The sequence below is a fragment of the Mitsuokella jalaludinii DSM 13811 genome (genome assembly GCF_000702905.1).
Classification (GTDB): domain Bacteria; phylum Bacillota; class Negativicutes; order Selenomonadales; family Selenomonadaceae; genus Mitsuokella; species Mitsuokella jalaludinii.
The window spans coordinates 38,958-65,300 of the sequence record NZ_JNKR01000009.1; the positions used below are offsets into that span (position 1 = coordinate 38,958).

A 26,343-nucleotide genomic window follows, 5' to 3' on the forward strand; every position below is an offset into this window, starting at 1 on the left:
TCTATTGTATCATAGAGAAGAGTCAGAAGGAACCGCACGTTGTACCTAAAACGCACTTTTCAACGCCACCTGAAATGTACCTTTCAGTCAAGCAGGAGTGACTCGCCAACATCTGGCATGATGTGTGGTATAATAAAAAAATACTCTCATGAAAGGACTTGATTCTCTGAACAAGAAATACCTCTATCTGCTCGCTGCGGCGCATCTGAGCAATGACATCAACACGGGTTCGCTGCCCGCCCTGCTGCCGTTCTTCGTCAGCTTCTACGGCATGGACTACACGGCCATCTCGGGCCTGATGTTCGCCTCCTCGTTCCTGAGCTCCATCATCCAGCCCTTGTTCGGCTATCTGGCCGACAAGGGCTCGCGCCAGTGGTTCATGGCCGTCGGCGTCTTCTTTGCCGGCACCTCGTTGGCTCTGACGGGCTTCGTCTCCGACTACTGGCTAATCTTCGCTGCCGTCACGGTCATGGGCATCGCGACGTCCATCTTCCATCCGGAGGCCGCCCGCTGCGTCAACGGCGTCTCGCAGGGCGCGCGCGGCAAGGGCATGAGCATCTTCAGCGTCGGCGGCAACGGCGGCTTCGGCTTCGGGCCACTCCTCGCCGTCTTCCTCGTCACGACCTTCGGCATGCACGGCCTCGCTTTCTACGGCATCACGGCCATCTGCATGAGCGTCCTGCTGCTCATCGCGGCCCCGCACCTGCGCCGCGCCATTGAGCGCAACAAGAAAGAGACGGCTGTTAAGACCGGCGCGGGGCAGAGCGACGACCGCCCTGCTGCCACGAACGACTGGCACGCCTTCGGCCGCCTCTTCCTCGTCATCCTCTTCCGCTCGACCGTCTTCACGGGCCTCTCGAGCTTCCTGCCGCTCTTCTGCATCCAGGCGCTCGGCACGAGCGAGGCCATCGGCTCGATGACGCTCTCCATCATCAGCATCGCCGGCGTCGCCGCCACGCTCTTCGGCGGCTGGTTCGCCGACCGCCACGGCTACCGCAAGACGCTGCGCCTCGGCAGTGTCCTGCTCGTACCGTTCCTCGCCATCGCCGTCTTCTCCCACAGCATCTACGCCGTCTACGCCATGCTGCTGCCGATGAGCTTTGCCATGCTCGCGCCGTACTCCTCCTTCGTCGTCATCGGCCAGGAGTACCTCGCCAAGAACATCGGCTTCGCCTCCGGCGTCACGCTCGGCATCTCGATGAGCATCGGCGGCATCATCGCCCCCGCCCTCGGCCACTACGCCGACACCTACGGCATCACCGCCGTCATGGCCCTGCTCGTCCTAATTGCCGCCATCTGCGCCGCAGCCACCTTCCTGCTGCCCTCCAAGAAGCATCAATGAGAATATAGCCCCCCCCATGCATATGACAAAAAGGCCTGCACAGACCACGTGCAGGCCTTTTCATATATGTATGGAAATCAGATGAACAGGATTGTATCGCCGACCATGAGCCGCGGGGCGTGCCCGCCCTTGAGCGCCATCTGGCCTGGCATCTCCGTCTTTTCCTGATTGAAGATCAAGGTGACATGGCCGTGCTCGCGCAAGGTCTGGTTCGCAATCTGGCCGACATCCGTGACCGTGTACTCCCGGTCTGCAATGATCAAGCGGTCACCCGGCACGATGTCTTCCGTCAGATTTCCCTTCGTATGGGAGATGACCATGTTCTCATAGGCGGGTGGAACATCTTTATCGAACAAGATCAGACTGTCGCGGATCTTCATGAACGACAGTACAGAATCTCCGATAGCCGTTACAGTCGCTTCGTATTTCATAGGTTATACCTCCAAGGATTACAAGATCTGAGCAATCAGCAAGGTCAGGCTAATTGCCGTCAGCGAGGCCACGCATGTCGCTGCCGTATACGACTTCAGGGCACCCTGCACCGTCAGGCCGAAATACTCCTTGACAATCCAGAAGCCGGAATCCGTGACGTGCGAGAAGCAGATGGCACCGGAACCGACTGCCAGGCAGACGATAGCCGGGTCGAGATTCGGATACTGCGGAAGCATCGGCAGGACAATGCCAGCAGAGGTCATCATCGAGACTGTCGCCGAGCCGACAGAGAAGCGCATGATTGCTGCTACGAACCACGCCAGCAGCAGTGAATTCATGTCAAGGGAAGTCAGGATCTCACCGAGCTTGACACCGAGGCCGCTGTCCAGCAGCACCTTGTTGAAGGCACCGCCTGCACCGATGACAAGCAGGATGCCTGCGACCGGACCAAAGCACTGTTCCGTGTACTTCAATAGGTCCTGCATCGTCTTGCCACGGCAGATGCCGAGCGACCAATAAGCGAAGAATGCCGAGATCAGGAGAGCCGTAATCGGGTTGCCGATGAAGTCGACCTATACGCCAACTGGCGAATCCTTCCAGGGAGACAGCGCGAAGATGGTCTTTGACACCATGATGAGCATCGGCAAGAGAATCGTGAACAGCGTGATGCCGAAATTCGGCAGCTCACTATCCGGCACTGGCTTCTCGCCCTCGCGCAGCGTGTCAAGGTCCGAATGGATGCCCTTGGAAACAAAGCGCGTCCAGATTGGGCCGCCCACAGCTGCACAGATGGTGCAGACAACGAGGCCGAGCAGGATGACTTCACCGACATCGGCACCGAGTGTCGCCGTGATGGCCATGGCAGCCGGATGTGGCGGCAGCATGCAGTGGACGACCTGCAGCGAGATGCCAATCGGCACGCCGATGCGCACGATGGAAAGGCCCGTAGCGCGCGCCACGCTGATGACAAGTGGAATCAGGAGGACAAAGCCAACCTGGAAGAACACAGGGATGCCCGTGATTAGGCCGACGACCATCATGGCCCAGTTCGCGCGCTTCTGGCCAAAGCGAGCGATCAAAGTACGTGCCAGGCGCTCAGCGCCGCCGGAAGTCTCGAGCATCTTGCCGAGGATACTGCCAAATCCGAGTACCGTCGCCAAGAAGCCCAGTGTGCTTCCCATACCAGCCTCAATGGACTTGCAGATGCCATTGAGCGGCATCCCTGTCACGAAGCCCACATAGAAACAGACGATGACCAGGCTGACAAATGCCTGTATATGCGCCCGCATGATCAAGAATACGACGAGCATGATGGCTGAAAGCAATGTGCCTACTAAGAAAGCCGTTTCCAAAATCGTTCCCCCATTTCTTTCTGCAATATCTGGTACGCCCTCTATAAAGGCCGGCTACGCGGCACTCACTTCAGGTCAAACCAGTCGAGATACTCCCGCACGACGTTTTCCATCGCCGACTCTGCCTGCTTGGCAACCTGCTCAAAGCGGAGATTCGGGTCATCCTGTGCAGTGAGATACTCCCGAGCCGCGCGGACACCGCTTGTCGACACCTCCGTATTGATGTTGATCTTCCGAATGCCGCGGCGGATGGCCTCCTGCAAAGTGTCGCGCGAGATACCCGAACTGCCGTGCAGGACGAGGGGCGTCTCCACAGACTGCGCGATGGCAGACAGGCGCGCAAGGTCCAGATGCGGCGTTCCCTTATAGAGGCCATGTGCATTGCCAATCGAGATGGCCAGCGCATCGACACCCGTCCCTTCTGAGAATGCCTGTGCTTCCTGCGGAGTCGTATAGCTTCTCGGATCACCCGGGTCACCAGAGCCGTCTTCATCATTGAGGTAGCCGAGCTCACCTTCCACACTGACGGAGACGAGATGCGCTATGTCCACGATTCTTGCAGTCGAGCAGATATTTTCCGCAAGCGGCTTCGACGAGCCGTCAAACATGATGGAAGTAAAACCGGCGCGTATCGCCCGCAGGACGGTCTGCTCCTGCTTCGTGTGGTCAAGATGGAGCACAACTGGCTGCGGAGTCGCCGCTACATACGACTTCACCAGAGCGGCTATTGCCTCGAGCGGCATGTGCCTGTCATATTTTTCCCCAAAGGCCAGGATGACAGGGTGACTGCCATCCGTAGCCTTCAGGACAGCCTGGACGGATTCGACATTGTAGACATTGAATGAACCAATGGCACAATGGCGTTCTTCCGCCAGGCGCAAGATTTCCTGAAGATTGACCAGCATATCATTTCTCCTCGAGCTTCGCTACAATGTCGCGCAGGGTAGTGACAGCGCCGACATTGCCAGGGAAGATGATGTAGCTCATGCCCGGGAACTTGCTTTCAGCACCAGTCTTCCAGACAGGGATGCCCGGTGCAACCTGACCAAGGACAAGAGCGCGCTTGACCGAGAGTCCTTTCGTGCCGACATCGCTCGACGTGATGCCACCCTTCGCGATAAGGAAGGCAGGCTGGATGGAGAGACGGCTGACAATGCTCGTGATGGCCTCCGATATCTTGACAGAGACACGCAGCGACTCTTCTTCCGAGCCAGCGTCAAAGCGCTTGCGTCCCGTGTAGACCGCTACGGTCTGACCGTTCTCGATGGCCTGCTCCACATCGCCTACGACTCGCCTCAGCTCTGCTTCGAGCTTCTCCGGCTCTAAGACGAGCATGTGATTGAACTCGATAAACTTGACATCCTTGAGCTCCTTGAGCTTGGCCAGCTGATCCGTCGTCTTCTTGACGTGCGAGCCGATGATGATGAGGCCGCCATTCGTATTGCCCGGCACGACGAGTTCTTCCTTCGTCAGGAGTGCCTTGTCCGGCACGCCGCCGATGACCTTCGTCCAAGCTGCCGCCGTGCGGAACATGAACGTCTTGCCTGCCTTCATCGCACGGATCATGGCAATCGCAAAGACTTTGACATCGACATAATCCACAGCATTGACAATCACCTTATTGAAGTCCTTGACCGCCATGAGCTGCTCGACAATCTTATCGACAGCCACAGCACGGAGATCATCCAGCGAGATGCACGTGACCGCAGCAGCCTTGAAAGCCCCCTTCGTCTTTTCCTCTACATACTCCGCAAGATTCGACTTCGTGTAGCTGAACGTCTTATCCTTCGCAAATTCCGTCTCTCCAGCCGGTACAAGGTAATCACCCTCCTGCACGTAGTGGACATCGCCAATCGTGAAGCGGCCGCCTTCCTTGAAGAACGGCATCAGGACTTCGCCATCAATCGTCTTGCCCGATTCCTGCTCCAGCGTCTTGCAGAGCGTCTCTGTCTCAAGCGGATAATGGCCGCGCAGCGTCGAATCGCTGCGGCTGATGATCATAAACTCCCGCCCGGTCTTCTTGGACTCTGCCATGACGCGTTCTGCAATCGTCTGATGGACTTCTTTCGTATACTGGGCAGAGAATGCACGGGAATTCGTCAGAATGAAGAACATGTCCTGTTCCTCAGCAAAACCGGCCGCAATACTCTCTTCCGACCAGTCCGTGTAGACATGGATGCCGTTGACTGTCTGCACCCCCGTCGGATCATCGTCCAGCACGATGATCTTCTTGTGGAAATCCTCGCGCTCTTTTGCCAGCATCGTATCGACTCGTTCCTCGTCGCCAGCGGGGATATCCTTGAACAATTCTTCTTTGAGTACCTTCATGACTTTATCCTCACTCTTCATGCGTCTTGACTACGACACCGGAAATATTCTCATAGAACTGGACAATGCCACTGTGATCATCCATCAGATGGCCCGTCGCCTTCAAGCTGTGCATGATCTGCTCCAGCACCCCCGTCATGACGAGTGGCAGGTCGAGTTTCTTGGCCGTATCCATGACATTCGTGATGTCCTTGAGGTTAATCTTGATCGGTCCGCCCGGTTTGAAATTGCGGCGGAACATCATCGGTGCCTTAGCATCCAGCACCGTGCTGCCAGCCAGACCGCCGCGGATTGCCTCGTAGACTTTCTTCGGATCCGCGCCGGCCTTGGTCGAAAGGATGAGCGCTTCGGCTACCGCTGCGATATTGAGGTTGACGATGACCTGATTGGCCAGTTTCGTCACCGAGCCGCTGCCCGTCGGTCCGACCAGTGTGATGGAAGATCCCATCGCTTCAAAGACATCGCGAACCTGATTGAGGACAGCTTCTTCACCGCCGACCATAATGGCCAGCGAACCTGCAACTGCACCCGGCTCACCGCCGCTGACCGGTGCATCGAGGAACGCGCATCCCTTCTCTGCTGCCAGTTCAGCAAATTCCTTCGATTCCACCGGCGTGACGGAGCTCATATCCACGATGACCGTGCCTTCCTTGACACCAGCCAGGATGCCGTCATCGCCCTTGAGCAACGAGCGGACAATCGGACCACTCGGTACCATCGTGATGACGACGTCTTGATCCGCTGCAACTTCCTTTGCTGAAGAAGCACCCTTTGCCCCCTCTTCTACCAGTGCCTTGACTGCATCCTCCACGATATCGTAGACAGTCACAGCAAAGCCTGCTTTCAAGAGATTGCGAACCATCGGTTTGCCCATGATGCCCAGTCCTACAAAACCAATCTTCTTCATGATGTACTCCTCCTAAATAGCATGTTGCATGTAGTATACTACTTTGTAGTGTGTAGTATACTACTAAAATCTATAAGAAAATTCATGACTAGCATGAATCTTTCTTTTGTATGTTTCTGTATGTACGGATACTTACTCCAGCAATGTCGTCCCCAAAGCCATGGCGGTTTCCTGCATATGCTGCATAAAAGCACGCATCGCGGAATTTTCGTCTCCATGCAGGATTTCCTGCAGGATCTGATGATGTTCCAAGCACGCTTTTGCATTGCGGCGGCTCATGTGAAGAGAATTATATGTGGCCTGCTCAATCTTTGTGCGCATCTGATCGTTGATGCGCTTCAGATAAGCATTGTCCGTACACGATACCATCAGGCAGTGGAAGTCCGTATCGGCCTTCATGTACTCGAAATGATGTGACTCATCCTGTGCGAAGCTCTCGCTGTCGGACTGACAGGCCTGCATTTCCCGAATGACCTTCTGGAACGCTGCTTCATCGCGATGACGGACGAGATAACGGAGACTGTAGCCCTCTATCGCGATGCGCGCCTGCAGGATCTTCTGCAGATCTTCAGGCAGGACAGGCTTGACGCCCCAGCCGCGATTGGAGAATACTTCCAACATCCCCTCATTCGTCAGGCGAATGACAGCCTCACGGACTGGCGTACGCGATACCTCGAGCTTGTCAGCAAATTGCTGCTCTGAGTAAATGACACCCGTCTGCAGCTCTCCTTTGATGATAGCGTGTTTCAAGTATTGATATACCTGATCTTTATACGAGACTTTCTTGATCACACTTCTTTCTCCTCTCGCTGTATGTAGTATACTACTAAATGTCATGCAATGTCAATACAAAAAATAAAAAAGAATAGGAAGCCGCCCCAAAAAGGCGACTTCCCCTTCTATGACTTTATATCTGTTATTACAGTTATTACAGTCCAGCTTCCTCGCGCAGGATGGCAGCCTTGTCGGTGTGCTCCCACGGCAGGTCGACGTCAGTGCGGCCGAAGTGACCGTAAGCAGCGGTCTGCTTGTAGATGGGGCGGCGGAGGTCGAGCATCTTGATGATGCCGGCCGGGCGCAGGTCGAAGTGCTTCTTGACAAGCGCCTCGATCGTATCCTCATCGACCTTGTTGGTGCCGAAGGTATCGACCATGATGGAGACAGGATGTGCGACACCGATAGCGTAGGCCAGCTGGATCTCGCAGCGGTCAGCGAGACCGGCGGCGACAATGTTCTTGGCGACGTAGCGGGCCGCATAGGCAGCACTGCGGTCCACCTTCGTCGGGTCTTTGCCCGAGAAAGCGCCGCCGCCATGGCGTGCCCAGCCGCCGTACGTGTCGACGATGATCTTGCGGCCCGTCAGGCCCGAGTCGCCCTGCGGTCCGCCGATGACGAACTTGCCCGTCGGATTGATGAAGATCTTCGTCGCATCCGTCAGGAGTTCGGCCGGCACGATGGCCTTGATGACATGCTCGATGAGGTCCTTGCGGATCTGTTTGAGCTCGATATTCTCGTCGTGCTGCGTCGAGATGACGATCGTGTCGACGGCGACCGGCTTGCCATCTTCATAGAGCACCGTGACCTGCGTCTTGCCGTCCGGACGAAGATAGGAGAGCGTGCCGTCCTTGCGGACCTCGGCGAGGCGGCGTGCGAGGCGGTGTGCCAGCGCAATGGTCAGCGGCATGTACTCCTTCGTCTCATTCGTCGCATAGCCGAACATCATGCCCTGATCGCCGGCGCCGATGGCATCTTCGATGTCCATATCGCCCTCACGCGCCTCGAGTGCCTTGTCGACGCCCTGTGCGATATCCGGCGACTGCTCGTCAAGCGAGACGAGAATGCCGCAGGTGTCGGCATCGAAGCCGTACTTGGCGCGCGTGTAGCCGATTTCGCGCACCGTCTCGCGGATGATCTTCGGGATGTCGACGTAGCAGTGCGTCGACACCTCACCGACGACGTGTACCTGCCCCGTCGTCACGAGCGTCTCGCAGGCCACGCGGCCATTCGGGTCCTTAGCGAGGATAGCATCGAGGATGCTGTCCGAGATCTGGTCGGCCATCTTGTCCGGATGACCCTCCGTGACCGATTCCGAGGTAAATAACATGCGTTTCTTGCTCAAGAGAGAAACCTCCTTCTGTTGAATCCATACTACTGAAATACGGACGAATCCACTCAGCTCCAGAACGGCCTGCACGGACCAGCAAGCTCACCGCTCTTCCCGTACATCAGAAAAAGCTCTCTATAAAAGAGAGCTTTCTATCGCACTCTCATCTTATAGGCTGAACCTAAAGGAATTGGCACCGTTTTGACAAAGCGTCAATGGTTGCCGCGGTTTCATTGGGCCAGTCCCTCCGCCGCTCTGGATGTGAGTTCACTATTCTGCTTGTTGTATTCATCATAACGCATCCGCAGGGCCGCTGTCAAGCAAAAAATGAAGCAGGTTCATTTTTATTTCTCGTCGCGGAATTCGCGGATGACGACCTTCTCGGCCTGGTCGATCGTGCTGAGCTGGACGCTGACGACCTCGTGCGAGGAGGTCGGCACATTCTTGCCGACGAAGTCTGCACGGATCGGCAGTTCGCGGTGGCCGCGGTCGACGAGGACTGCGAGCTGGATGGCCTTCGGGCGACCCATGTCGATGATGGCATCGAGCGCTGCGCGGATCGTGCGGCCCGTGTAGAGCACGTCATCGACGAGCACGATTGTCTTGCCCGTGATGTCGACAGGCAGTTCCGTCTGATGAACAATCGGCTGATACGAGAGTGACGAGAGGTCATCGCGATAGAGCGTGATGTCGAGGACACCGACTGGCGGCTTCTTGCCCTCGATATGCTCGATATTGGCAGCGATGCGCTCCGCAATCGGCACGCCGCGCGTGCGGATGCCCACGATGACGATGTTGTCGACGCCCTTGTTGCGCTCGACGATCTCATGCGAGATGCGCGTCAGGGCGCGGCGAATCCCCTCGGAATCCATGATGACGGTCTTGTCGGTCAATACTGGCATAAAAATCCCTCCCAAACACAATCCGTTGATCGTTACGACTGCAAAGCACGATACACTCTTGCAGCTGCTAAACGTGCGATCAGCGCTGGAACTTGGCACGCAGTGCCCTGAGGATCTTCTCCATGTCCTCAGGCAGAGGTGCCGTGAAGGTCATACTCTCGCGCGTGCGCGGATGGGTCAGCGTGAGTTGCATGGAATGCAGCGCCTGCCCCTTGATGGCAAACGGGCAGGCCTTGCGCGGCCCGTACTTGGGATCGCCGAGCACGGGATGCCCGATGCTCGCCATGTGCACGCGGATCTGGTGCGTGCGGCCCGTCTCCAAGCGGCACTCGACGAGCGTGTAGTCGCCGAAGCGCTCGAGCACGCGGAAGTGCGTGACAGCCGGCTTGCCGTGCTCATGCACGATGGCCATCTTCTTGCGGTCCGTCGGATGACGGCCGATGTCGCCCTTGATGACGCCTGCCTCCTCGCGGATGTTGCCGCAGACGATGGCCCAGTAGATGCGGTGCGCCGCCTTTGTGCGGATCTGCTCCGCGAGGTCGAGATGCGCCGCGTCGTTCTTGGCCGCGACCATGACGCCCGACGTGTCCTTGTCGAGGCGGTGGACGATGCCCGGACGGATCTCGCCGTTGATGCCGGAGAGATCCTTGCAGTGATAGAGCAGTGCATTGACGAGCGTCCCGGTGTAGATGCCCGTTGCCGGATGCACGACCATGCCGCGCGCCTTGTTGACGACGATGATGTCGCTGTCCTCGTAGAGGATGGCGAGCGGGATATCCTCCGGCAGGATTTCGACGGGCTTTGCCTCCGGCAGATGGAAGATGACTTCCTCCCCTGCCTGCAGCTTGTAGTTGGACTTGCGCACACGACCGCCGACGAGTGCCTGCCCCTCTGCGATGACCTTCTGGACATGGGCGCGCGAGAGCGCGGGCTCCATGCGCGTGAGGAAGCGGTCGAGACGCTCATCGTCCTGGTCTGCTGTAAACACCTTCGTAGAATCTGACATATTCACTCATCCATCCCTTTCTTCTCCTCCAGCTCCACGCCTGCTCCTATCTCATGCCTACCATCCATCGCGCACTCTGTGCGCTCACGCATCTTTCATGCGGAACAGTATGGCAAAGACCATGCCTGCAACGCCGAGCACAATCGCAACATCGGCCACATTGAATACGGGCCAGATGCGGAAATCGAAGAAATCGATGACGAGGCCCTGGCGGATGCGGTCGATGAGATTGCCGACGGCCCCGGCAAGCATGGCAACACAGCCGTAGTAGAACGCTGCGGGCTGCCTTTTAAGCTGCCTGTGGTAGGCCATGAAGGCGATAAAGAGCGCCACCGCCGCGAGGACGAAGAACCAGCGCGCCTGCGGCAGCATGCCGAAGGCGGCACCAGGATTCAGCACGTAGGTGATGTGGAAGATATGTGGCACGACGGGCAGACTCTCACCGGGCAGGAAGTTCGCGCTGATGGCGTACTTCGTCAGCTGGTCGGCGACGAGGATCAGGACAAATAATACAAACGCCATGGCGCTGTCTCAGCCCTTCTGTACAGCATCAGCTGCAGGGGCATTCTCCTGTGGCGCAGCTGGATTTGCCTCAGACTTCTCTTCCTGCTGCGGCGCAGTGGTCTGCTGGCGCGGCAGACGGTCGATGGCATCATGGAGCACAGCGAGCTCCGACTCAAGCGCTGCCTTGATCTGATAGAGGAACTGCGACTTGGCCTCGACGAGGCGGCAGTACTCGACAGTGGCGGACTTGACCTGGTGGTCAGCTGCCTCCACCATCTGGCGCGCCGAGATCTCAGCATCACGGCGCATGTTCTGGCACTCCTTCGCCGTGCTCTCGCGCAGGTTCTCTGCGTGCTGCTTGGCCGTGTCCGTGACCTCATTGGCCGTCTTCTGCGCAATCAGCAGCGTCTCCTTGAGATTGTTCTCGAGCTTCTGGTACTGCGCATTGTCCTTCTTCATGCGGGCGAGTTCTTCCTTGAGGTTGTCGTTCTCGCGGAAGAGTTTCTCGTAGTCGTTGACGACCTGGTCGAGGAAGTCATCGATCTCATCTTCGTTGTAGCCGCGGAAGCTGCGCTTAAATTCTTTGTTGTGGATATCGAGTGGTGTAAGCAAAATCAAGATCTCCCATCTATATGAATGAGTCTGTGAATCCATGCATCTGTGGCCCGTCTGTACTCGTCAGATGTAGCGCTTGAGCACGACGACGGTGCGGCCCTTCTTCGTCTGGCCGCGGACTTCCGCGACCTCGAGGCGGCCGCGGCCGCGCATCGAGATGATGTCGCCCTCTTTGACCGTCTGCGACGCGCTCTTGACCGGTTGCCAGTTGAGCTTCATCTTGTCAGCGGCGATGTCAGCGGCCGCGCGACTGCGCGACGAACCGAAGCCCGAGGCCGCGATTGAGTCGATGCGCAGCGAGGCGACCGTCGCGCGGATCTCCTTGCAGCGCTCCTCGCGCGGCGCAATGTCCGCAAGGTCTGCCATCTCGCAGCTGACGCCAACGGCGCCGATCTTCGTGAGGTTCTGGAGCAAGTACTCTGCCATCTTGCTGTCGCAGAGTATGCGCACAGAATCCGCTGTCACCAAGAGGTCACCGAGGCGGTCCCGTTCAATGCCAAGCCCCATCAGGGCGCCGAGCACATCGCGGTGGCTCAGGCGTGCAAACTGACCGTTCCACGATGCCTTGAGGCAGGCGATGTCAAAGCCAGCGGGCGTGCCGGCGAAGTCCTCGTGGATGTACATCGCACGCGCACGTTCCGCACCCTGATAGCCGCCGCCGAAATCGACGCACAGCCCCGGATAGTTGGCTGCCACCGTCTCTGCGATTTCCTGGCCGTACGGGTCTAGGAAGCCGCTCAGGCGGAATTTCTGGCTGCGCTGCACGGCTTCTGCGAGGTCGACGAGCTTGACGACCGTCTCCTCGCCTTCCGTGCCCTTGTAAAACCGTATGAGTTTTTCTTTCTGTTCACTTGCCATATATGCTTCTCTTACTTCTTTTCTTACTTCTTACTTTTCCCTAAGTCCTTCGACTTCTCCGTTGCAGCGATCACGGCGTCCATCAGCGCGCCGCGCAGGCCGCGGTTCTCGAGCACGCGCACACCGGCAATCGTCGTGCCGGCCGGACTCGTGACCTGGTCGCGCAGGGCGTCCGGATGCTTCCCCGTCTCGAGGACCATCTTTGCCGCTCCGTAGACGGTCTGCGCCGCCAAGAGCGTCGCATCGTCGCGCTTGAGGCCCGCGGCCACGCCGCCGTCCGACAATGCGTCGATGAGCAGGAATACGTAGGCCGGACCGCTGCCTGAGAGCCCCGTCACGGCGTCCATCGCGGACTCCGTGACTTCGATGGCGCGGCCGACCGAAGACAAGAGCTCCGCGACGATGGCGGACTCCGCCTCTCCCGCGCGCGTGCCGCAGGCAAAGGCCGACATGCCGGCGCCGACAGAGAGCGGCGTGTTCGGCATGATGCGCACGACAGGCTGCTCCGCAAACGACGCTTCCAACACATCGAGCGTCAGTCCTGCGACGATTGAGAGGATCAGCGTCGTGCCCTTCACCTTGTCCTTGACCTCTGCGATAGCCTTGGCCGCGGCCTGTGGCTTGACGGCGAGGAAGAGGACATCGACATGGCCGAGGAACGAGTCCGCTCCCACGCTCGCGTGGATGCCGTACTGCTCAGCGAGCTGCTGGCAGCGCGCTGCCTTGTGGTCCGATACGTAGATGTTCTCGCGGCTGACTGTCCCCTGCGTGATGCCGGCGACGATGGCCTCTGCCATCGCGCCGCCGCCGATGAAACCGACGCGCAAATCCATGCTCATAGAAAAGCCCCCTCAGACTTTACAGTATCCCTAGTATTCTTGCGGATGCGATGCACTCACTTCTTGAGCCAGGGCATCTCTGCCGACACCTTGCGCTCCTCTTCCGTATACGTCACATTGACATTGCTCGGCGCGCAGAGGAAGACATTGTGACCGACTTTCTTGATCTCGCCGTTCAGGGCATACGTCGTGCCGCTGATGAAGTCGATGATGCGCTTAGCTGCCTCAGCATCCGTGTGCTCGAAGTTGATGACGACTGGCTTGCGCTCGCGCAGATTGTTCGCGACCTGCTGTGCATCGTCAAATGTCTTCGGCTCGATGATGATGACCTTCATCTGCGCCGCCACGACATTCTCCCGGACCGAAGCACCAGAATGAAGATTGACTACATTGCTTGTCTCTTTCTCCTGATGATCTCGATTGCTCCCCAACGTTTCTTCCTCCTTCTGCTCTGCAGCGCGCTTCTGGCTGCGCTCCCGCTCTCTCTCTTCTTCTTCGGCCAAGGCCAGCTTTTCGTCCTCATCTGGATCCGAGAGGCCAAACTTGCCACAAATCTTATCGATCACATTCATCTGAAACACTCCTCGATTTCTCTTTGTATGGTCTAGTACTGACGCGGGCCGAAGATTGCGGTTCCCACGCGGACGATGTTGGCCCCTTCTTCTACGGCAATCTGGTAATCATGCGTCATACCCATCGATAAATAGGATATATTCGCTGTCTTGAAGGGAATCTCCTTTACCTGCTGGAAAATTTCATACATCTCATGGAACAGCGGGCGGCATTTCTCGACATCATCGTAATTCGGCGCGATGCACATGAGGCCGCGCAGGCGCAGGTTCGGCAATTCATCGACGAGGTCTAAGAGCGGGCGCAAATCCTCCTTGTAGATGCCCGACTTGCTGTCCTCCTTCGCGAGGTTGACCTGCACGAGGATATCCTGGCACTTGCCGATCTTGCGGGCTTCCTTGTCGAGGGCGCGCGCGAGGTGCTCTGTGTCGACCGAGTGGATCAGACTGAAGTACTTGACAGCCTGCTTGGCCTTGTTGGTCTGCAGGTGGCCGATGAGGTGCCAGGTGACATCACGGTCGAGGACATCGAATTTGCTCTTAGCCTCCTGGATGCGATTCTCACCGATATCGGTGGCACCGGCGTCAATGGCCGCGCGCATCGCTTCGACATCGTGGTTCTTCGTGACAGCGACGAGCTTCACAGGCGTGTCCTTCGGCACGCGCGTGCGGCGCGCCATGGCATCCTGGATATTCTGTTCAACTTGATGGAGATTTTCTGCAATCATGAGACTTCCCCCGTTTGTATTGGTAACTGGTATAAAAGAAAAATAAAATGATTCCATTGGCAGGAGCGCCGATCAGCTGCGCAGAGCGATGACGGCGCCGAGACGCCCCGTCTGGCCGCCATCTGCGCGATAGGAGAAGAAATCCTCGTGGTGGCAGGCCGTGCAGGTGCGCGCCTCGTCGATATGCTCCCGCAGGACGCCAATCTCCTCGAGCTGCAGGCGGTTGGCCGCCCAGAGGCTCAGGTGCGTGCCGCCCGCCGCATCTGGATGCGAGAAGAGCGCCGCCTCATGGCCTGAGAAGGCCTCTTGGAACTGGCGCTCGACCTCAGGACCGACCTCGTAGCAGCACGGGCCGATCGATGGGCCGATGGCCGCGAGGACATTCTCTGGCCGCGTGCCAAACTCCCGCTGCATGCGCAGGACGGTCTTCGCCGCGATGCGGCGCACCGTGCCCTTCCAACCGCCGTGCGCGATACCGACAGCCCGATGAGCGGGGTCGAGCAGCAGGATGGGCGTGCAGTCAGCAAAGCAGAGCAGGAGCGGCAGTCCCGGCTCGTCCGTGATCAGCGCATCCGTCTTGGCGATGGAGTCCGCATAAGAAAGAGCGCCGCGGCCGGCATCGCTGCGGCCGACGCGCTGTATCGCCTCGCCGTGCACCTGCTCCGGTGTCACGAGCTGCGAAGCGTCGAGGCCAAGTGCCGCGAGGTAGCGGCGGCGGTTTTCGGCGACATCGGCGGGATCATCCCCGACATGGAGGCCGAGGTCCAGCGAATCCCACGGGGATTTGCTGACGCCGCCCCTGCGGCAGGAAACGCCATGGACGGCAATATCCTCGGGGAACGAGGAGAAATGACCGCTGTATATGCGATGGACAGGGTCGATCTCAATCAGAGAAAAGCTCATCGAAACACCTCCAGAACGACAAGATGACAGAATGACAGGATGGCAGGATGGCAGGATGGTCTCACCGATCAGCAGACGCCGCAGCGGTGGCATCCCTCAAAACACGGGATGGTCGGCTTCAGCTCTGCCGCCCGCTTCAGTTCTTCATAAAGGTACGACTTCTTGAAGCCCATGTCAAGGCGCTCCCACGGGAAAATCTCCGACTCAGGCCGCTTGCGGTAGAGATAGAACGCCGGGTCTAGGCGCATCTCCTTCATCGCGCGCTTGAACGATTTGCTGCCACCGAGCTCATGCGCGAGCACAAGCGCCTCGCCGACGCGGCGGTCGCCGCGCGAGAGCACGCCCTGGATATAGGCTTCCTTCGGCGACTCGATATTGACGACGACGTGCTTGCGGCGGCGCAGCGTCTTCTCTAGGCGCTTCAGCCGCTTCTCGACAACCTTGCGGTCGGCCATCGGCTCCCACTGGAACGGCGTGAACGGCTTCGGGATGAAGGGATTGACGGAGAGCGTCAGCGTGCCCTTGCTGCCGCGCTCTTCCATGTAGTCCTTGAGGCGCTCAGCGAGGTCGATGATGGCATCGATATCCTCCTCCTGCTCGAACGGCAGTCCGACCATGATGTAGAGGCGGAAATTGCGGATGCCGGCCGAGAGGCCGAGATCCATCGAGTGGAACAGATGGTGCTCCTCGATGCCCTTGTTGATGACGGCGCGCATGCGGTCACTGCCGGCCTCTGGCGCCATCGTCAGCGTCTTGAGGCCGGACTCGGCCAGCGAGTCGACGAGCTCCTTCGTCACTGAGTCAGCGCGGAACGAGGCGACGGACATCGAGAGGCCTTCCCCTAAGATATCCTTGCAGAGCGCATCAATCTCGGGATAATCGGAAATGGCCGCGCCCATGAGGCCGATGCGCTTGCGATACTTGAGCGCTTCCTGCACTTCTTCGTTGATGACGGCGAGCGAGCGGTTGCGCGGCTTGCGGAAACAGTAGCCCGCCATGCAGAAGCGGCAGTGGCGGCCGCAACCGCGCGCCGTCTCGATGAGATAGAAGTTGAACTCCGTATTGTCGGTGACGACAACGGTGTGCGCGGGATACGCGTCGAGGTCGTGCACCCACTGGCGCGCGACAGCCTTCGGCGCCCCGGGGAGCGGCTCGATGGCCGTCAGATGCCCTTCGCCATCGTAATGATGCGCGTAGAGCGAGGGCACGTAAACGCCCGGCACGGCGGCGAGCTTCTGCAAAGTCTCCCGGCGCGAGAGCCCCTCTCGCTTTGCCTCGTGGTAGACGTCCATGAAGGCCGGCACGACAACCTCGCCTTCGCCGATGATAAAGGCATCAAAGATTGCCGCGAGCGGCTCCGGGTTGAACGTCGGACACGGACCGCCCGCGATGAGGATGGAATCGCGTTCGCCGCGCTCCACGGCCTTCGCCTTGACCTTGCCCAAAGCGAGCAGCTGCAGGATGTTGAAGTAATCCATCTCGAACGAGACGGCAAAGCCCAGCACCTCAAAGTCATAGAGCGGAGACTGTGTCTCCATGCTCATGATTGGCGTGCGCGTATTCTCATAGCGCGCGATCTTCGTGCGCTCCGGCAGGAAGACGCGCTCACAGGCCGTATCGCCGCGCTTGTTCAAGAGGTCATAGATGATGTGGAAGCCGAGATTCGACATGCCGACGAAATAGGAATTGGGATAGACGAGGGCAAAGCGCGTCCTCGTGCCCACGGGATAGACATAGTATCCCTGCTCCTCCTGCAGCTGTTCCTTCAGCTCTCGTTTCAATTCCCAATCCAAGTGATCATCCTCCGTACTGACCCGTACCCCGGCCAATCATTTCTCATTTCTTTTCATGCGTTTCATGCGCCTCGGTACCCTTGCCGTGCTCGCGCTGCTTGCGCTGCTGCATGTTCTGCAGCTCTTCGAGGAAGCTCGAGATGTCGGCAAACTTGCGGTAGACAGAGGCAAAGCGGATGTAAGCGACGTCATCGAAGTCCTTGAGGTGCTCCATGACAAGGCGGCCGATGTCCTGCGAGGAGATTTCGCGGTCCATCGTGTTGCGGATATCGCGCTCGATCTCATTGACGAGGTTCAGGATGCGCTCCATCGAGATATCGCGCTTGTCACACGACCGTATGATGCCGTTGAGGATCTTGTCACGCTTGAATACCTCGCGGCGGCCATCGTGCTTGATGACCATGAGCGGGAGCTTCTCGACGACTTCGTACGTCGTGAAGCGCTTGCCGCAGGCACTGCACTCGCGGCGGCGGCGTATCGTCATGCCGTCATCCGTCGCACGCGAGTCGATGACGCGGCTGTCTTCGTGTTTACAATAGGGACATCTCATACTTACACCTTCTTTACCTGCTTTGGCTGTCTGCGCGGGCGCACGAGACACTTCGGCCCGTAGCCGATGAGATCTTCGCGATGGCCGAGATGCAGGGCCTTGCGGACGATCTCGTGATTCTTCGGCAGCCAGTACTGCATGAGGGCCCGCTGCATCCTCTTCTCTTCGTAGCTCTTAGCCGAGTAGACCTTCTCGCCCGTCATCGGGTCTATCCCTGTATACCACATGCAGGTCGATAGCGTGCCCGGCGTCGGGATGAAGTCCTGCACCTGCTGCGGATGGTAGCCCATGTCGCGGATGAACTCGGCGAGCTCGATGGCATCGCTGAGCTCCGAGCCCGGATGGCTCGACATGAAGTACGGCACGAGGTACTGCTTCTTGCCGAGCCGCTCGTTCATGCGGCGGAACTTCTCGACGAAGCGCAGGTAGACGGCGCGGTTCGACTTGCCCATGAGTCGTGTCACGCGGTCGGAGATGTGCTCCGGCGCGATCTTGAGCTGGCCGCTGACATGGTACTTGCAGAGCTCGTAGAGGAAATCGTCCTTGGCGAGCAGCAGGTAGTCGAAACGGATGCCGGAGCGCACGAATACCTTCTTGACGCCCGGCAGGCTGCGCAGTTCGCGCAGCAGCTTGATGTAGTCGCTGTGGTCGGCCACGAGCATCTTGCACGGCTCCGGCGAGATGCACGGCTTGCCGCGGCAGGTGCCGCGCTTGAGCTGGCCGTCGCATGAGGTGCGGCGGAAGTTTGCCGTCGGGCCGCCGACATCGTGGATGTAGCCCTTGAAGCCCTTGAGCTTCGTCAGGATTTTCGCCTCGCGCAGGAGCGACGCATGGCTGCGGCGCTGGATGATGCGCCCCTCGTGCGAGATGATCGCACAGAAGTTGCAGCCGCCGAAGCAACCGCGCTGCGAGACAAGGCTGAACTGGACTTCCTTGATGGCCGGCACGCCGCCGGCCTTCTCGTAGATGGGATGATAGGTGCGCATGTAGGGCAGGTCGTAGACCTCATCCATCTGCTCCTCCGTGAGCGGCAGAGCCGGCGGATTCTGCACGACGCACCATTCATCATTCTGCTGCACGAGGCGCCTGCCGCGTATCGGATCCTGCTCGAGGTACTCGAGCTTGAATGCCTCAGCAAAGCGCTTCTTGTCCGCGCGCACCTCCGCAAAGGACGGCAATTCGAGATAATCCCAGGCATAATCCTTATTGGGCACGCGGTAGCACGTGCCCTGGACGTCCTGGATATTCTCCACCTCGATGCCCTGCTGGAGGTCAGCAGCAATCTCGATGATGGCGCGCTCCCCCATGCCGTAGATCAGGAGGTCGGCCTGGCTGTCGACGAGGATGGAGCGGCGTATCGCATTCGACCAGTAGTCGTAATGCGCCATGCGCCGCAGGCTCGCCTCGATGCCGCCGATGATGATGGGCACATCGGGGTAGAGCTCACGCAGGCGGTTGCAGTAGACGATCGTCGCGCGCTCTGGCCGATGGCCGGCCTGGCCGCCCGGCGAGTAAGCATCTTCATGGCGGACTTTCTTGGCCGCCGTGAACTTGTTGAGCAGGGAATCCATGTTGCCAGCCGAGACGAGGAAGCCGAGGCGCGGCTTCCCGAGGCGGTCAAAGTCCTTCGTCGTATGCCAGTCCGGCTGCGGGATGATGCCGACCTTGTAGCCGTGCTTCTCGAGCAGACGGCAGATGATGGCCGGGCCGAAACTCGGGTGGTCGACATAGGCATCACCCGAGATGAAGACGAAATCGAGCTCGTGCCAGCCGCGCTCTTCCATGTCGCGCCGGCAGATCGGTAAGAATCCCTGCATCAGTTGCCATCCTTCGTGAACGTCTTATTGGCAACCTGGCCCGTCTTGCCGGCCGTGCCAAGGTCCTTGCCGTTGACCGAGAACGAAACGGCACCGGCATCGCCGACGCGCACCGTGACCTTGTCCGTGCCCTTCCAGGTCTGGCTGTCGCCCTTCTTCAAGGTGCCCTCATAGACGACTTTGCCATCGGCCTTGACCTCGAGCCAGCAGTCAGCCGTAAAGTTAGCCGTGACTTCAACGCCGTCGTACGTCTTCGGAGCCGGCGTCTCCGCCTGCTGCTGTGCGGCTGGAGCAGGCTTTGCGCTGTCATCGCTGCCCGACAGTGCATAGACCGCACCAGCGAGCACAACGAGCACAGCGGCCACGATGGCGATGAGCTTGCCGTTCGAGCGCTTCGGCTCGTTGAAGTCCTGCGCCTTGAGACGCGGAGCCGCCTTCTTCGTCTGCTGTGGCTTGACAGCAGCCCTTGGCTTCACATGCTTCGGCTGGGCGGGAGCCGCCTTCTCTTCAGGAGTCTGTGCCTTTCTCTCGCGCTTCGGCGCTTCTGCCTTCACCGGTGTTTCGGCTTTTTCTTCGGGTTTCTCGGCTTTCGGCGCTTCCTTCTCGGAAGCAGCCGCTCTCTGAACAGGCTTGGCAGGTGCCTTCTTGGGGGCTGCAGGCGCTGCCGGAGCTGCCGGAGCTGCTGTTGCCGTACCCTTGTGGCGCTCTGCCGTGAACGCCTGCACGAGCGCATTCGCGTCGAGCTTCAGGAAATTTGCATAGCTGCGGATGAAGCCCTTCGTGTAGACATCGCCCGGCAGTTCATCGTACTCGCCCTTCTCGATGTATTCAATGTATAGCGCACGGATGCTCGTGCCCTTCTCAATATCCTTATAGGTAAGACCTTGTTTTTCCCGCGCCTCGCGCAGTGTATCTCCTAACATCGTGATATTCCTCCTTGAAATGATGTGCGCATCGCACCTCATTTCATTATACATGATTGTTTTTCTGAAAACAAATTTATGTTGACAAAAATACAGGCAAACATCAGACTGCCTGCCTGCGGATATCATGGACAGCCTGGCAGAGCGCCTGGCTGAAGGCTTCGATCTCCTCTTCCGTCGTGAAGCGACCGAGCGTCACGCGGATGGCTGTCGCTGCCCGCGCCGGTGCCTGCCCCATCGCCGTCAGGACGTGCGACGGCTCGAGGGAGCCTGCGCTGCAGGCGCTGCCCGCCGAGACAGCAAAGCCCATGAGATCGAGGCGTATGAGTAGTGTCTCATGGTCGACGCCATCGATGGCGAGGTTCAGGTTGCCCGGCAGGCGGCCTTCACGCGGGCCGTTGCCTTGCACGCCGGGGATTTCCAGCAGTTTCTCGAAGAGATGGTCGCGCAGTCCCTGCAGGCGCGCGCTCTCCTCCGCAAGCTCCGCCGCTGCAATGGCAGCAGCCTCGCCAAGGCCGACGATGCCCGCCGTATTCTCCGTGCCTGCCCGCAGGCCGCGCTCCTGCTCGCCGCCATGGATGAACGGCGCGAGCTTGTGGCCGCGGCGCAGGTAGAGCGCACCGATGCCCTTGGGCCCATAGAGCTTGTGCCCAGAGAGCGAGAGCGCATCGACCTGCCACGCCTTGACCGAGACAGGAATGTGTCCGACAGCCTGCACGGCATCCGTGTGAAAGAAGACACCGTGCGCCCGGCAGATGGCGCCGATCTCAGCGATGGGCTCGATAGTGCCGACCTCGTTGTTGGCCGCCATCACCGAGACGAGAAAGGTATCAGGGCGCAGCGATGATTCGACGGCTTCGGGCTGTACACGCCCTTCGCTGTCGACATCGAGGTACGTCACCTCGATGCCAGAGGGCAACGCCTCACAGGCGCGCAGCACTGCATGATGCTCGACCTTCGTCGTGATGATATGGCCGCCGCCATGGCGCAGTGCCTCTTCCGACAAGGAGCGGATGACCCAGTTGTCGCTCTCACTGCCGCCGCTCGTAAAGAAGATCTCATCCGGCTCCGCACCTAGGAGCGAGGCAAGCTGGCGGCGCGCCTGGCCCACGGCCTGACGCGCCTCGCGTCCAAAGGAATAGAGGCTCGAGGGATTGCCGTACTGCTCACAGAAATACGGCAGCATCGCCTTGAGCACGCGCGCGTCGACCGGCGTCGTCGCCGCGTAGTCCAGATAGACAGTCTTCATCGCGCGCACCCTACTTTCTTCGGATTGTCCGGCTGATCCACGCAGAGGTCGTAGAGCGTGATGTGGTTGAGCACATTGCTGATGCTGTCACAGACCTTCTCCCAGACGCCGCGCGTCACGCAGGCGCAGGCCCTGTCACACGGCTGCTCAGAGGACTCGGCGCTCGTCAACAGGCAGTCGACGAGCGCAATGGGCCCCTCTACCGTCGTGATGATCTCGCCGATCGTGATGTCCTTCGGGTCGCGCGCGAGCATGTAGCCACCCTGCGCCCCGCGCACGCTCTTGACAATGCCGGCCCTGCGCAGCGGCGCCATGAGCTGTTCGAGATAGTTCTCTGAGAGTCCCTGGCTCGTCGCGATGCTCTTCAGAGATACAGCACCCTCGCCGTAGCGCAGCGCCAGCTCGTAGAGCGCCGTCACGCTGTATCTTCCTTTCGTCGATATCTTCATGATGCACCTCATATCTAGAATGAAACGGAATTCCGAGTAAATACCTTGGATTTATATTGACAATATAGCAGAAATGACCCAAGGTGTCAAAATATCCCGGTTTCCCCTGCCACAGGTATACGCAAGAGGAAATTCAGAAGCGCTCCGGCCAGCACTTCTTGAGGTAATCGTGCAGCGCCTTCTCACGGCCGAGGTCTGTCGGCTCGTAGTAATGCGCCGTGCGGATCTTGTCAGGCAAGTACGCCTGCTCTTTGAAGTGGCCCGGGTAGTCGTGCGGGTAACAGTACGACTGGCCGTGACCGAGCGCCGCGGCACCCTTGTAGTGCGAGTCGCGCAGGTGCTTTGGCACCGTGCCGCAGTCCTTCGTGCGCACATCCTTCAGAGCCGCATCGATGCCGAGATAGGCCGCATTGCTCTTCGGCGCCGAGGCGACGTATGTCACAGCCTGCGCCAACGTGATGCGCGCCTCCGGCATGCCGATGAACTGCACAGCCTGCGCGGCGGCCATCGCGAGTGTCAGGGCCATCGGGTCGGCATTGCCGACATCTTCCGACGCACAGATGACGATGCGCCGCGCGATGAATTTGACATCTTCGCCCGCTGCGAGCATGCGCGCTAGGTAATGGAGTGCCGCATCCGGGTCACTGCCGCGCATGCTCTTGATGAAGGCCGACGCTGTGTCGTAGTGATTGTCGCCCGTCTTGTCATAGCGCTGCACGCGCTCACCCGTGATTTCCTCGAGCATATCGAGCGTGATGGCGCCGCCCGATACCGGCAGCATCGCCGCCGCGCCCTCGAGCAGGTTGAGCGCCATGCGGGCATCGCCGCCCGCCATCTGCGCCATGGCCTTCAGGACCTCGTCCGCAGCCTCGATATGCTGCCCGCCGAGGCCGCGCTCACTGTCGCCGAGCGCCCGGCGCAGGACCTCGACGAGCTGCGCATCCGTCAGCGGATAGAGCCTGACGATGCGCACGCGCGAGAGCAGCGCGTGGTTGACCTCGAAGAACGGATTCTCTGTCGTCGCGCCGATGAGGATGAGCCTGCCGTCCTCAACGTACGGCAGCAGCACATCCTGCTGGCTCTTGTTGAAGCGATGGATCTCGTCGATGAAGACGATCGTGCGGCGCTGATAATAACGACGCGCCTCATCAGCCTCCTTGACGATGCGGCGCAGGTCGCTGATGCCAGCCGAGACAGCATTGAGCTTCTCAAAGGCGCTGTCCGTCATCTCAGCGATCATCTGCGCAAGCGTCGTCTTGCCCGTACCCGGCGGGCCATAGAAGATAATGGACGGAATCTGGTCTGTCTCGATCATGCGGCGCAGGAAATGGCCGCGGCCCACAACCTCCTGCTGGCCGATGAATTCCTCGAAGTTGCGCGGACGCATGCGGCGCGCAAGCGGCAGGAAGGCGCGCATGGCCCCGCTGTCCGCCGCCTGCCCCTTCTTCCCCTTCGGGCCGCGCGGGTTGAAGGGCGGCTCTGCAAAGAGATCCAGGCTTTCCTTGTCGTTATCCATGGTGCTCACCTCAGCGTCCCGTCGAGCCGAAGCCGCCCTTGCGCACTTCGCCCGCACCGGCTTCATCGCCATCTACCGCCAGGTACTTCATAAAAATGCCCTGCGCGATGCGCTCGCCGCCCTCGATCGTCACGGCCGCCTTGCCGCGATTCCAGAGCGCGATGAAGATGTGACCCTCGTTCTCTTCATTATTGTAGTAATCGGCATCGACGATGCCGACATGATTGGCGAGCATGAGGCCGCGCTTTATAGCCATGCTCGAGCGAATGTGGATGGTCAGCACCTCGTCGCGCTGCATGTACGCCTTGAGTCCCGTCGGCACCATCGCCAACTGTCCCGGCTCGACGACGACCGTGCGCGCTGCCTGCAGGTCGTAGCCAGCACTCGCCGCCGTCTTGCGCTGCGGCAGATCGATGCCGCGCCCCTGATACTTCGATACGATCTCGAAACCTCTCGTCTTCATCTCAATCTTCCTTTCGTTTTCGTTCTCGGCTCATCTCTATCGCCTTTATCACTTGTATCGTTTCACGATGTGTCGCTTCCAGTACACGACAAAAGGCCCTTCCCATCAGAAATGGAAGGACCTTCAAAGAAACATCGAGGCATCGTGTTTCAGGCATTCTCCGGTTTCTTTTCCGGATGCTCCGCGCCAAACATCTCCGCAATCGGATGCGCCGGCGTGATCGTCGAGATGGCGTGCTTATAGACCATCTGCTGCTTGCCCATGACATCGAGCACGACCGTGAAGTTGTCGAAGCCGCGCACACTGCCCTTGATCTGGAAACCGTTGACCAGATGGATGGTCACGGGAACATTCTCTTTGCGCACCTGATTGAGGAAGCTATCCTGCAGATTGATTGCCTTGTTGGGCATAAAACCCCACCTTTCTACGTTTCTACATTTCTGAATCTCTGAATCTCTACGTTCTTCTCTTGTTCGAGTCCCGACGCATGCTGCCAGGCATCGTGCCCGACATTGCTCATCTTTTATTTCTTTTCGCTCATTCTGGCAAAAATCCTGCCATATCCGTCAAAATCCTTTGCAAAAGTTCATCTGCCATGCAACCTTCCGGCTCGTACCAGTGGATGTACTTCATCTTGCGGTACCAGGTCATCTGGCGCTTGGCGAAGTGGCGCGTGCCCGTCTTGATGGCCTCAACGGCCTCCTCGCGCGTGATCTCGCCCGCGAGATAGGAGGCCATCTCCTTGTAGCCGATGCCCTTCATCGCGGGCATCTCGCGCGTGACGCCCCGGGCTAGCAGCCCCCGGACTTCCTGCTCAAGGCCTGCCTCCACCATGCGGTCGACGCGCTCGTTGATGCGCGCGTAGAGAAGCTCACGCTCCCAGCGCAGGCCGATGACGAATGCATCGTAGTAGAGATGCGCCTGCATGTCCTCCGCCGTCTCATCGAACGCCTTTTCGCGCGAGATCGTCTCGCCGAAATGCGCAACCTCGAGCGCGCGGATGACGCGCCGCGGATTCTTCGTATCGACAGTTGCCGCCGCTGCGGGGTCTTCCCGTTTGAGCCGCGCAACGACAGACTCGAGGCCTTCCTTTTCGATGAGCTCCTTCATCTGCTGGCGGAAGGATGCGTGCTCTCCCGTCTCGTTGAACTGGTAATCCTCGAGCAGCGCCTTGACGTAGAGGCCCGTGCCGCCCGCGAGAATGGGCACCCTGCCCCGCTCATTGAGGCTGTGGATGATGGCCTTGGCCTGCTGCTGGAAGAGCGGCACACTATAGGCCTCATCGGGGGCACAGATGTCGATGAGATGATGCGCGACGCCCTGACGCTCCGCTTCATCCGGCTTAGCCGCGCCGATGTCAAAACCGCGGTAGACGAGCATCGAGTCGCCTGACAAGATCTCGGTGTGCAGTGCCTTCGCGAGCTCGACGGACAGTGCCGTCTTGCCCGAAGCCGTCGGCCCGAGGATGACGATGAGTTTCTCGCGCCTTGCTGAGGGTACGGTTGACACAGGCCCCATCAGAGCACCCGTTTCCCGCCCGGCTCGATGATGTGGACTTCTGCGCGCGACATCGCCTCTGTGATCTCCTTGTAGTGGCGCACATCCTGATTGATGATCGGCCACGTGTTGTAGTGGATGGGGATGACGTGGCGCACATTGAGGAGCTGCGCCGCAAGAGCGGCATCCTCAAGGCCCATCGTATAATTGTCGCCAATAGGCAGCAAGGCATAGTCGAGCGCATCCTTCTGGCCGATGAGCTCCATGTCGCGGAACAGCGCCGTATCACCGGCAAAGTAGACGACTTTGCCGCCCATGTAGACGACGTAACCGCAGGCCACACCGCCTGCAACGCCTGCGCTGTGCTGCGCGAGCGTCATGCGGACCTTGCCGAACGGCAGCGTCAGCGAGCCGCCGAGGTTCATCGGGTACTGCTTGAGGCCGGGCTTGCGCTCCTCGCAGAGAGCGAGCACCTCCGGGATGGCGACGATGGCCGCTCCCGTGCGGGCCGCGATCTCCGGCGCATCGCCGAGATGGTCGCTGTGCGCATGGCTGACGAGGATGTAGTCGCAGTCCACATCAGCGGCAGCGATAGCAGCTTTTGGGTTGCCCGTCAGGAATGGGTCGAAGAGTACCTTGTACTGACCGTCATCCAGCAGGAAACAAGAATGGCCATAATATGTAAGCGTGAGCATCT

General features: G+C 59.3%; 27 protein-coding genes, 1 pseudogene and 1 riboswitch. Of the genes and pseudogenes, 1 reads left to right on the forward strand and 27 read right to left on the reverse strand.

Annotation, left to right across the window (positions count from 1 at the left end; translation table 11 throughout):
- Positions 1-148: 148 nt before the first annotated feature.
- Entirely contained in the window at positions 149-1,342 is a 1,194-nt protein-coding gene (locus tag T518_RS06285; protein WP_051652224.1) for an MFS transporter, read from the forward strand.
- A 77-nt stretch (positions 1,343-1,419) separates the two neighbouring features.
- Here T518_RS06285 and T518_RS06290 read toward each other — a convergent pair whose 3' ends face one another.
- The 27 genes and pseudogenes from T518_RS06290 to T518_RS06420 form a co-directional block, all read right to left on the reverse strand.
- Positions 1,420-1,773 carry a PTS glucitol/sorbitol transporter subunit IIA gene (locus T518_RS06290; RefSeq protein ID WP_036376972.1) on the reverse strand — a complete coding sequence of 118 codons (354 nt, stop codon included), beginning with the start codon at positions 1,771-1,773 and terminating at the stop codon, positions 1,420-1,422.
- Positions 1,774-1,791: 18 nt separating this feature from the next.
- Positions 1,792-3,126 (reverse strand): annotated as a pseudogene (locus T518_RS06295) (GntT/GntP/DsdX family permease).
- A 65-nt stretch (positions 3,127-3,191) separates the two neighbouring features.
- Entirely contained in the window at positions 3,192-4,031 is an 840-nt protein-coding gene (locus T518_RS06300; RefSeq protein ID WP_036376975.1) for a class II fructose-bisphosphate aldolase, read from the reverse strand.
- A gap of 1 nt (position 4,032) precedes the next feature.
- Complete coding sequence (locus T518_RS06305; RefSeq protein ID WP_036377104.1) at positions 4,033-5,454, reverse strand: four-carbon acid sugar kinase family protein; 1,422 nt, start codon at positions 5,452-5,454, stop codon at positions 4,033-4,035.
- 10 nt (positions 5,455-5,464) lie between these two features.
- Entirely contained in the window at positions 5,465-6,361 is an 897-nt protein-coding gene (gene garR, locus T518_RS06310) for a 2-hydroxy-3-oxopropionate reductase (protein WP_081828448.1), read from the reverse strand.
- A 132-nt stretch (positions 6,362-6,493) separates the two neighbouring features.
- Entirely contained in the window at positions 6,494-7,153 is a 660-nt protein-coding gene (locus T518_RS06315) for a GntR family transcriptional regulator (RefSeq protein ID WP_248617164.1), read from the reverse strand.
- 136 nt (positions 7,154-7,289) lie between these two features.
- Positions 7,290-8,465, reverse strand: coding sequence for a methionine adenosyltransferase (gene metK / locus T518_RS06320; protein ID WP_036377111.1), 1,176 nt, complete (start codon positions 8,463-8,465; stop codon positions 7,290-7,292).
- A gap of 160 nt (positions 8,466-8,625) precedes the next feature.
- Positions 8,626-8,731, reverse strand: a riboswitch (SAM riboswitch).
- A 78-nt stretch (positions 8,732-8,809) separates the two neighbouring features.
- Entirely contained in the window at positions 8,810-9,367 is a 558-nt protein-coding gene (gene pyrR / locus T518_RS06325; protein ID WP_036376981.1) for a bifunctional pyr operon transcriptional regulator/uracil phosphoribosyltransferase PyrR, read from the reverse strand.
- A 79-nt stretch (positions 9,368-9,446) separates the two neighbouring features.
- Positions 9,447-10,373: an RluA family pseudouridine synthase gene (locus T518_RS06330; protein WP_036376983.1), complete on the reverse strand. Its 927-nt coding sequence runs from the start codon at positions 10,371-10,373 to the stop codon at positions 9,447-9,449.
- An 84-nt stretch (positions 10,374-10,457) separates the two neighbouring features.
- Positions 10,458-10,895: a signal peptidase II gene (lspA, locus tag T518_RS06335; protein WP_036376986.1), complete on the reverse strand. Its 438-nt coding sequence runs from the start codon at positions 10,893-10,895 to the stop codon at positions 10,458-10,460.
- Positions 10,896-10,904: 9 nt separating this feature from the next.
- Entirely contained in the window at positions 10,905-11,489 is a 585-nt protein-coding gene (locus T518_RS06340) for a DivIVA domain-containing protein (protein ID WP_036376988.1), read from the reverse strand.
- Between the two features lie 66 nt (positions 11,490-11,555).
- A complete protein-coding gene (locus T518_RS06345) occupies positions 11,556-12,350 on the reverse strand; it encodes a YlmH family RNA-binding protein (RefSeq protein ID WP_036376991.1) in 795 nt (264 codons plus the stop codon).
- 23 nt (positions 12,351-12,373) lie between these two features.
- A complete protein-coding gene (gene proC / locus T518_RS06350) occupies positions 12,374-13,189 on the reverse strand; it encodes a pyrroline-5-carboxylate reductase (protein WP_036376994.1) in 816 nt (271 codons plus the stop codon).
- A gap of 56 nt (positions 13,190-13,245) precedes the next feature.
- Entirely contained in the window at positions 13,246-13,761 is a 516-nt protein-coding gene (locus T518_RS06355; RefSeq protein ID WP_036376997.1) for a cell division protein SepF, read from the reverse strand.
- 32 nt (positions 13,762-13,793) lie between these two features.
- Positions 13,794-14,486, reverse strand: a complete 693-nt coding sequence (locus T518_RS06360; RefSeq protein ID WP_036377000.1) for a YggS family pyridoxal phosphate-dependent enzyme — start codon at positions 14,484-14,486, stop codon at positions 13,794-13,796.
- Positions 14,487-14,558: 72 nt separating this feature from the next.
- Entirely contained in the window at positions 14,559-15,389 is an 831-nt protein-coding gene (pgeF, locus tag T518_RS06365; protein ID WP_036377003.1) for a peptidoglycan editing factor PgeF, read from the reverse strand.
- Between the two features lie 68 nt (positions 15,390-15,457).
- The gene (locus T518_RS06370) at positions 15,458-17,182 is read right to left on the reverse strand and encodes a TIGR03960 family B12-binding radical SAM protein (RefSeq protein WP_036377006.1); all 1,725 of its coding nucleotides are present in this window, start codon (positions 17,180-17,182) and stop codon (positions 15,458-15,460) included.
- 43 nt (positions 17,183-17,225) lie between these two features.
- On the reverse strand, positions 17,226-17,732 hold the full coding sequence (gene nrdR, locus T518_RS06375; protein ID WP_051652227.1) for a transcriptional regulator NrdR: 507 nt from the start codon (positions 17,730-17,732) through the stop codon (positions 17,226-17,228).
- Between the two features lie 2 nt (positions 17,733-17,734).
- A complete protein-coding gene (locus T518_RS06380) occupies positions 17,735-19,549 on the reverse strand; it encodes a YgiQ family radical SAM protein (protein WP_036377009.1) in 1,815 nt (604 codons plus the stop codon).
- On the reverse strand, positions 19,549-20,472 hold the full coding sequence (locus tag T518_RS06385; RefSeq protein ID WP_036377012.1) for a helix-turn-helix domain-containing protein: 924 nt from the start codon (positions 20,470-20,472) through the stop codon (positions 19,549-19,551). The genes T518_RS06380 and T518_RS06385 overlap by 1 nt, the downstream gene beginning before the upstream one ends.
- A gap of 103 nt (positions 20,473-20,575) precedes the next feature.
- Positions 20,576-21,721: a cysteine desulfurase family protein gene (locus tag T518_RS06390; protein WP_036377015.1), complete on the reverse strand. Its 1,146-nt coding sequence runs from the start codon at positions 21,719-21,721 to the stop codon at positions 20,576-20,578.
- A complete protein-coding gene (locus T518_RS06395) occupies positions 21,718-22,170 on the reverse strand; it encodes an RrF2 family transcriptional regulator (protein WP_036377018.1) in 453 nt (150 codons plus the stop codon). The genes T518_RS06390 and T518_RS06395 overlap by 4 nt, the downstream gene beginning before the upstream one ends.
- A gap of 133 nt (positions 22,171-22,303) precedes the next feature.
- Positions 22,304-23,587 (reverse strand): replication-associated recombination protein A, encoded by a 1,284-nt coding sequence (locus T518_RS06400; RefSeq protein ID WP_036377118.1) that lies wholly within the window; start codon positions 23,585-23,587, stop codon positions 22,304-22,306.
- 109 nt (positions 23,588-23,696) lie between these two features.
- Positions 23,697-24,149: a dUTP diphosphatase gene (dut, locus tag T518_RS06405; protein WP_036377021.1), complete on the reverse strand. Its 453-nt coding sequence runs from the start codon at positions 24,147-24,149 to the stop codon at positions 23,697-23,699.
- Positions 24,150-24,298: 149 nt separating this feature from the next.
- A complete protein-coding gene (gene hfq, locus T518_RS06410) occupies positions 24,299-24,559 on the reverse strand; it encodes an RNA chaperone Hfq (RefSeq protein WP_036377024.1) in 261 nt (86 codons plus the stop codon).
- Between the two features lie 127 nt (positions 24,560-24,686).
- A complete protein-coding gene (gene miaA / locus T518_RS06415) occupies positions 24,687-25,667 on the reverse strand; it encodes a tRNA (adenosine(37)-N6)-dimethylallyltransferase MiaA (protein WP_036377027.1) in 981 nt (326 codons plus the stop codon).
- Positions 25,667-26,341, reverse strand: a complete 675-nt coding sequence (locus T518_RS06420) for a metal-dependent hydrolase (protein WP_036377031.1) — start codon at positions 26,339-26,341, stop codon at positions 25,667-25,669. The genes miaA and T518_RS06420 overlap by 1 nt, the downstream gene beginning before the upstream one ends.
- Between the last annotated feature and the right edge of the window lie 2 nt (positions 26,342-26,343).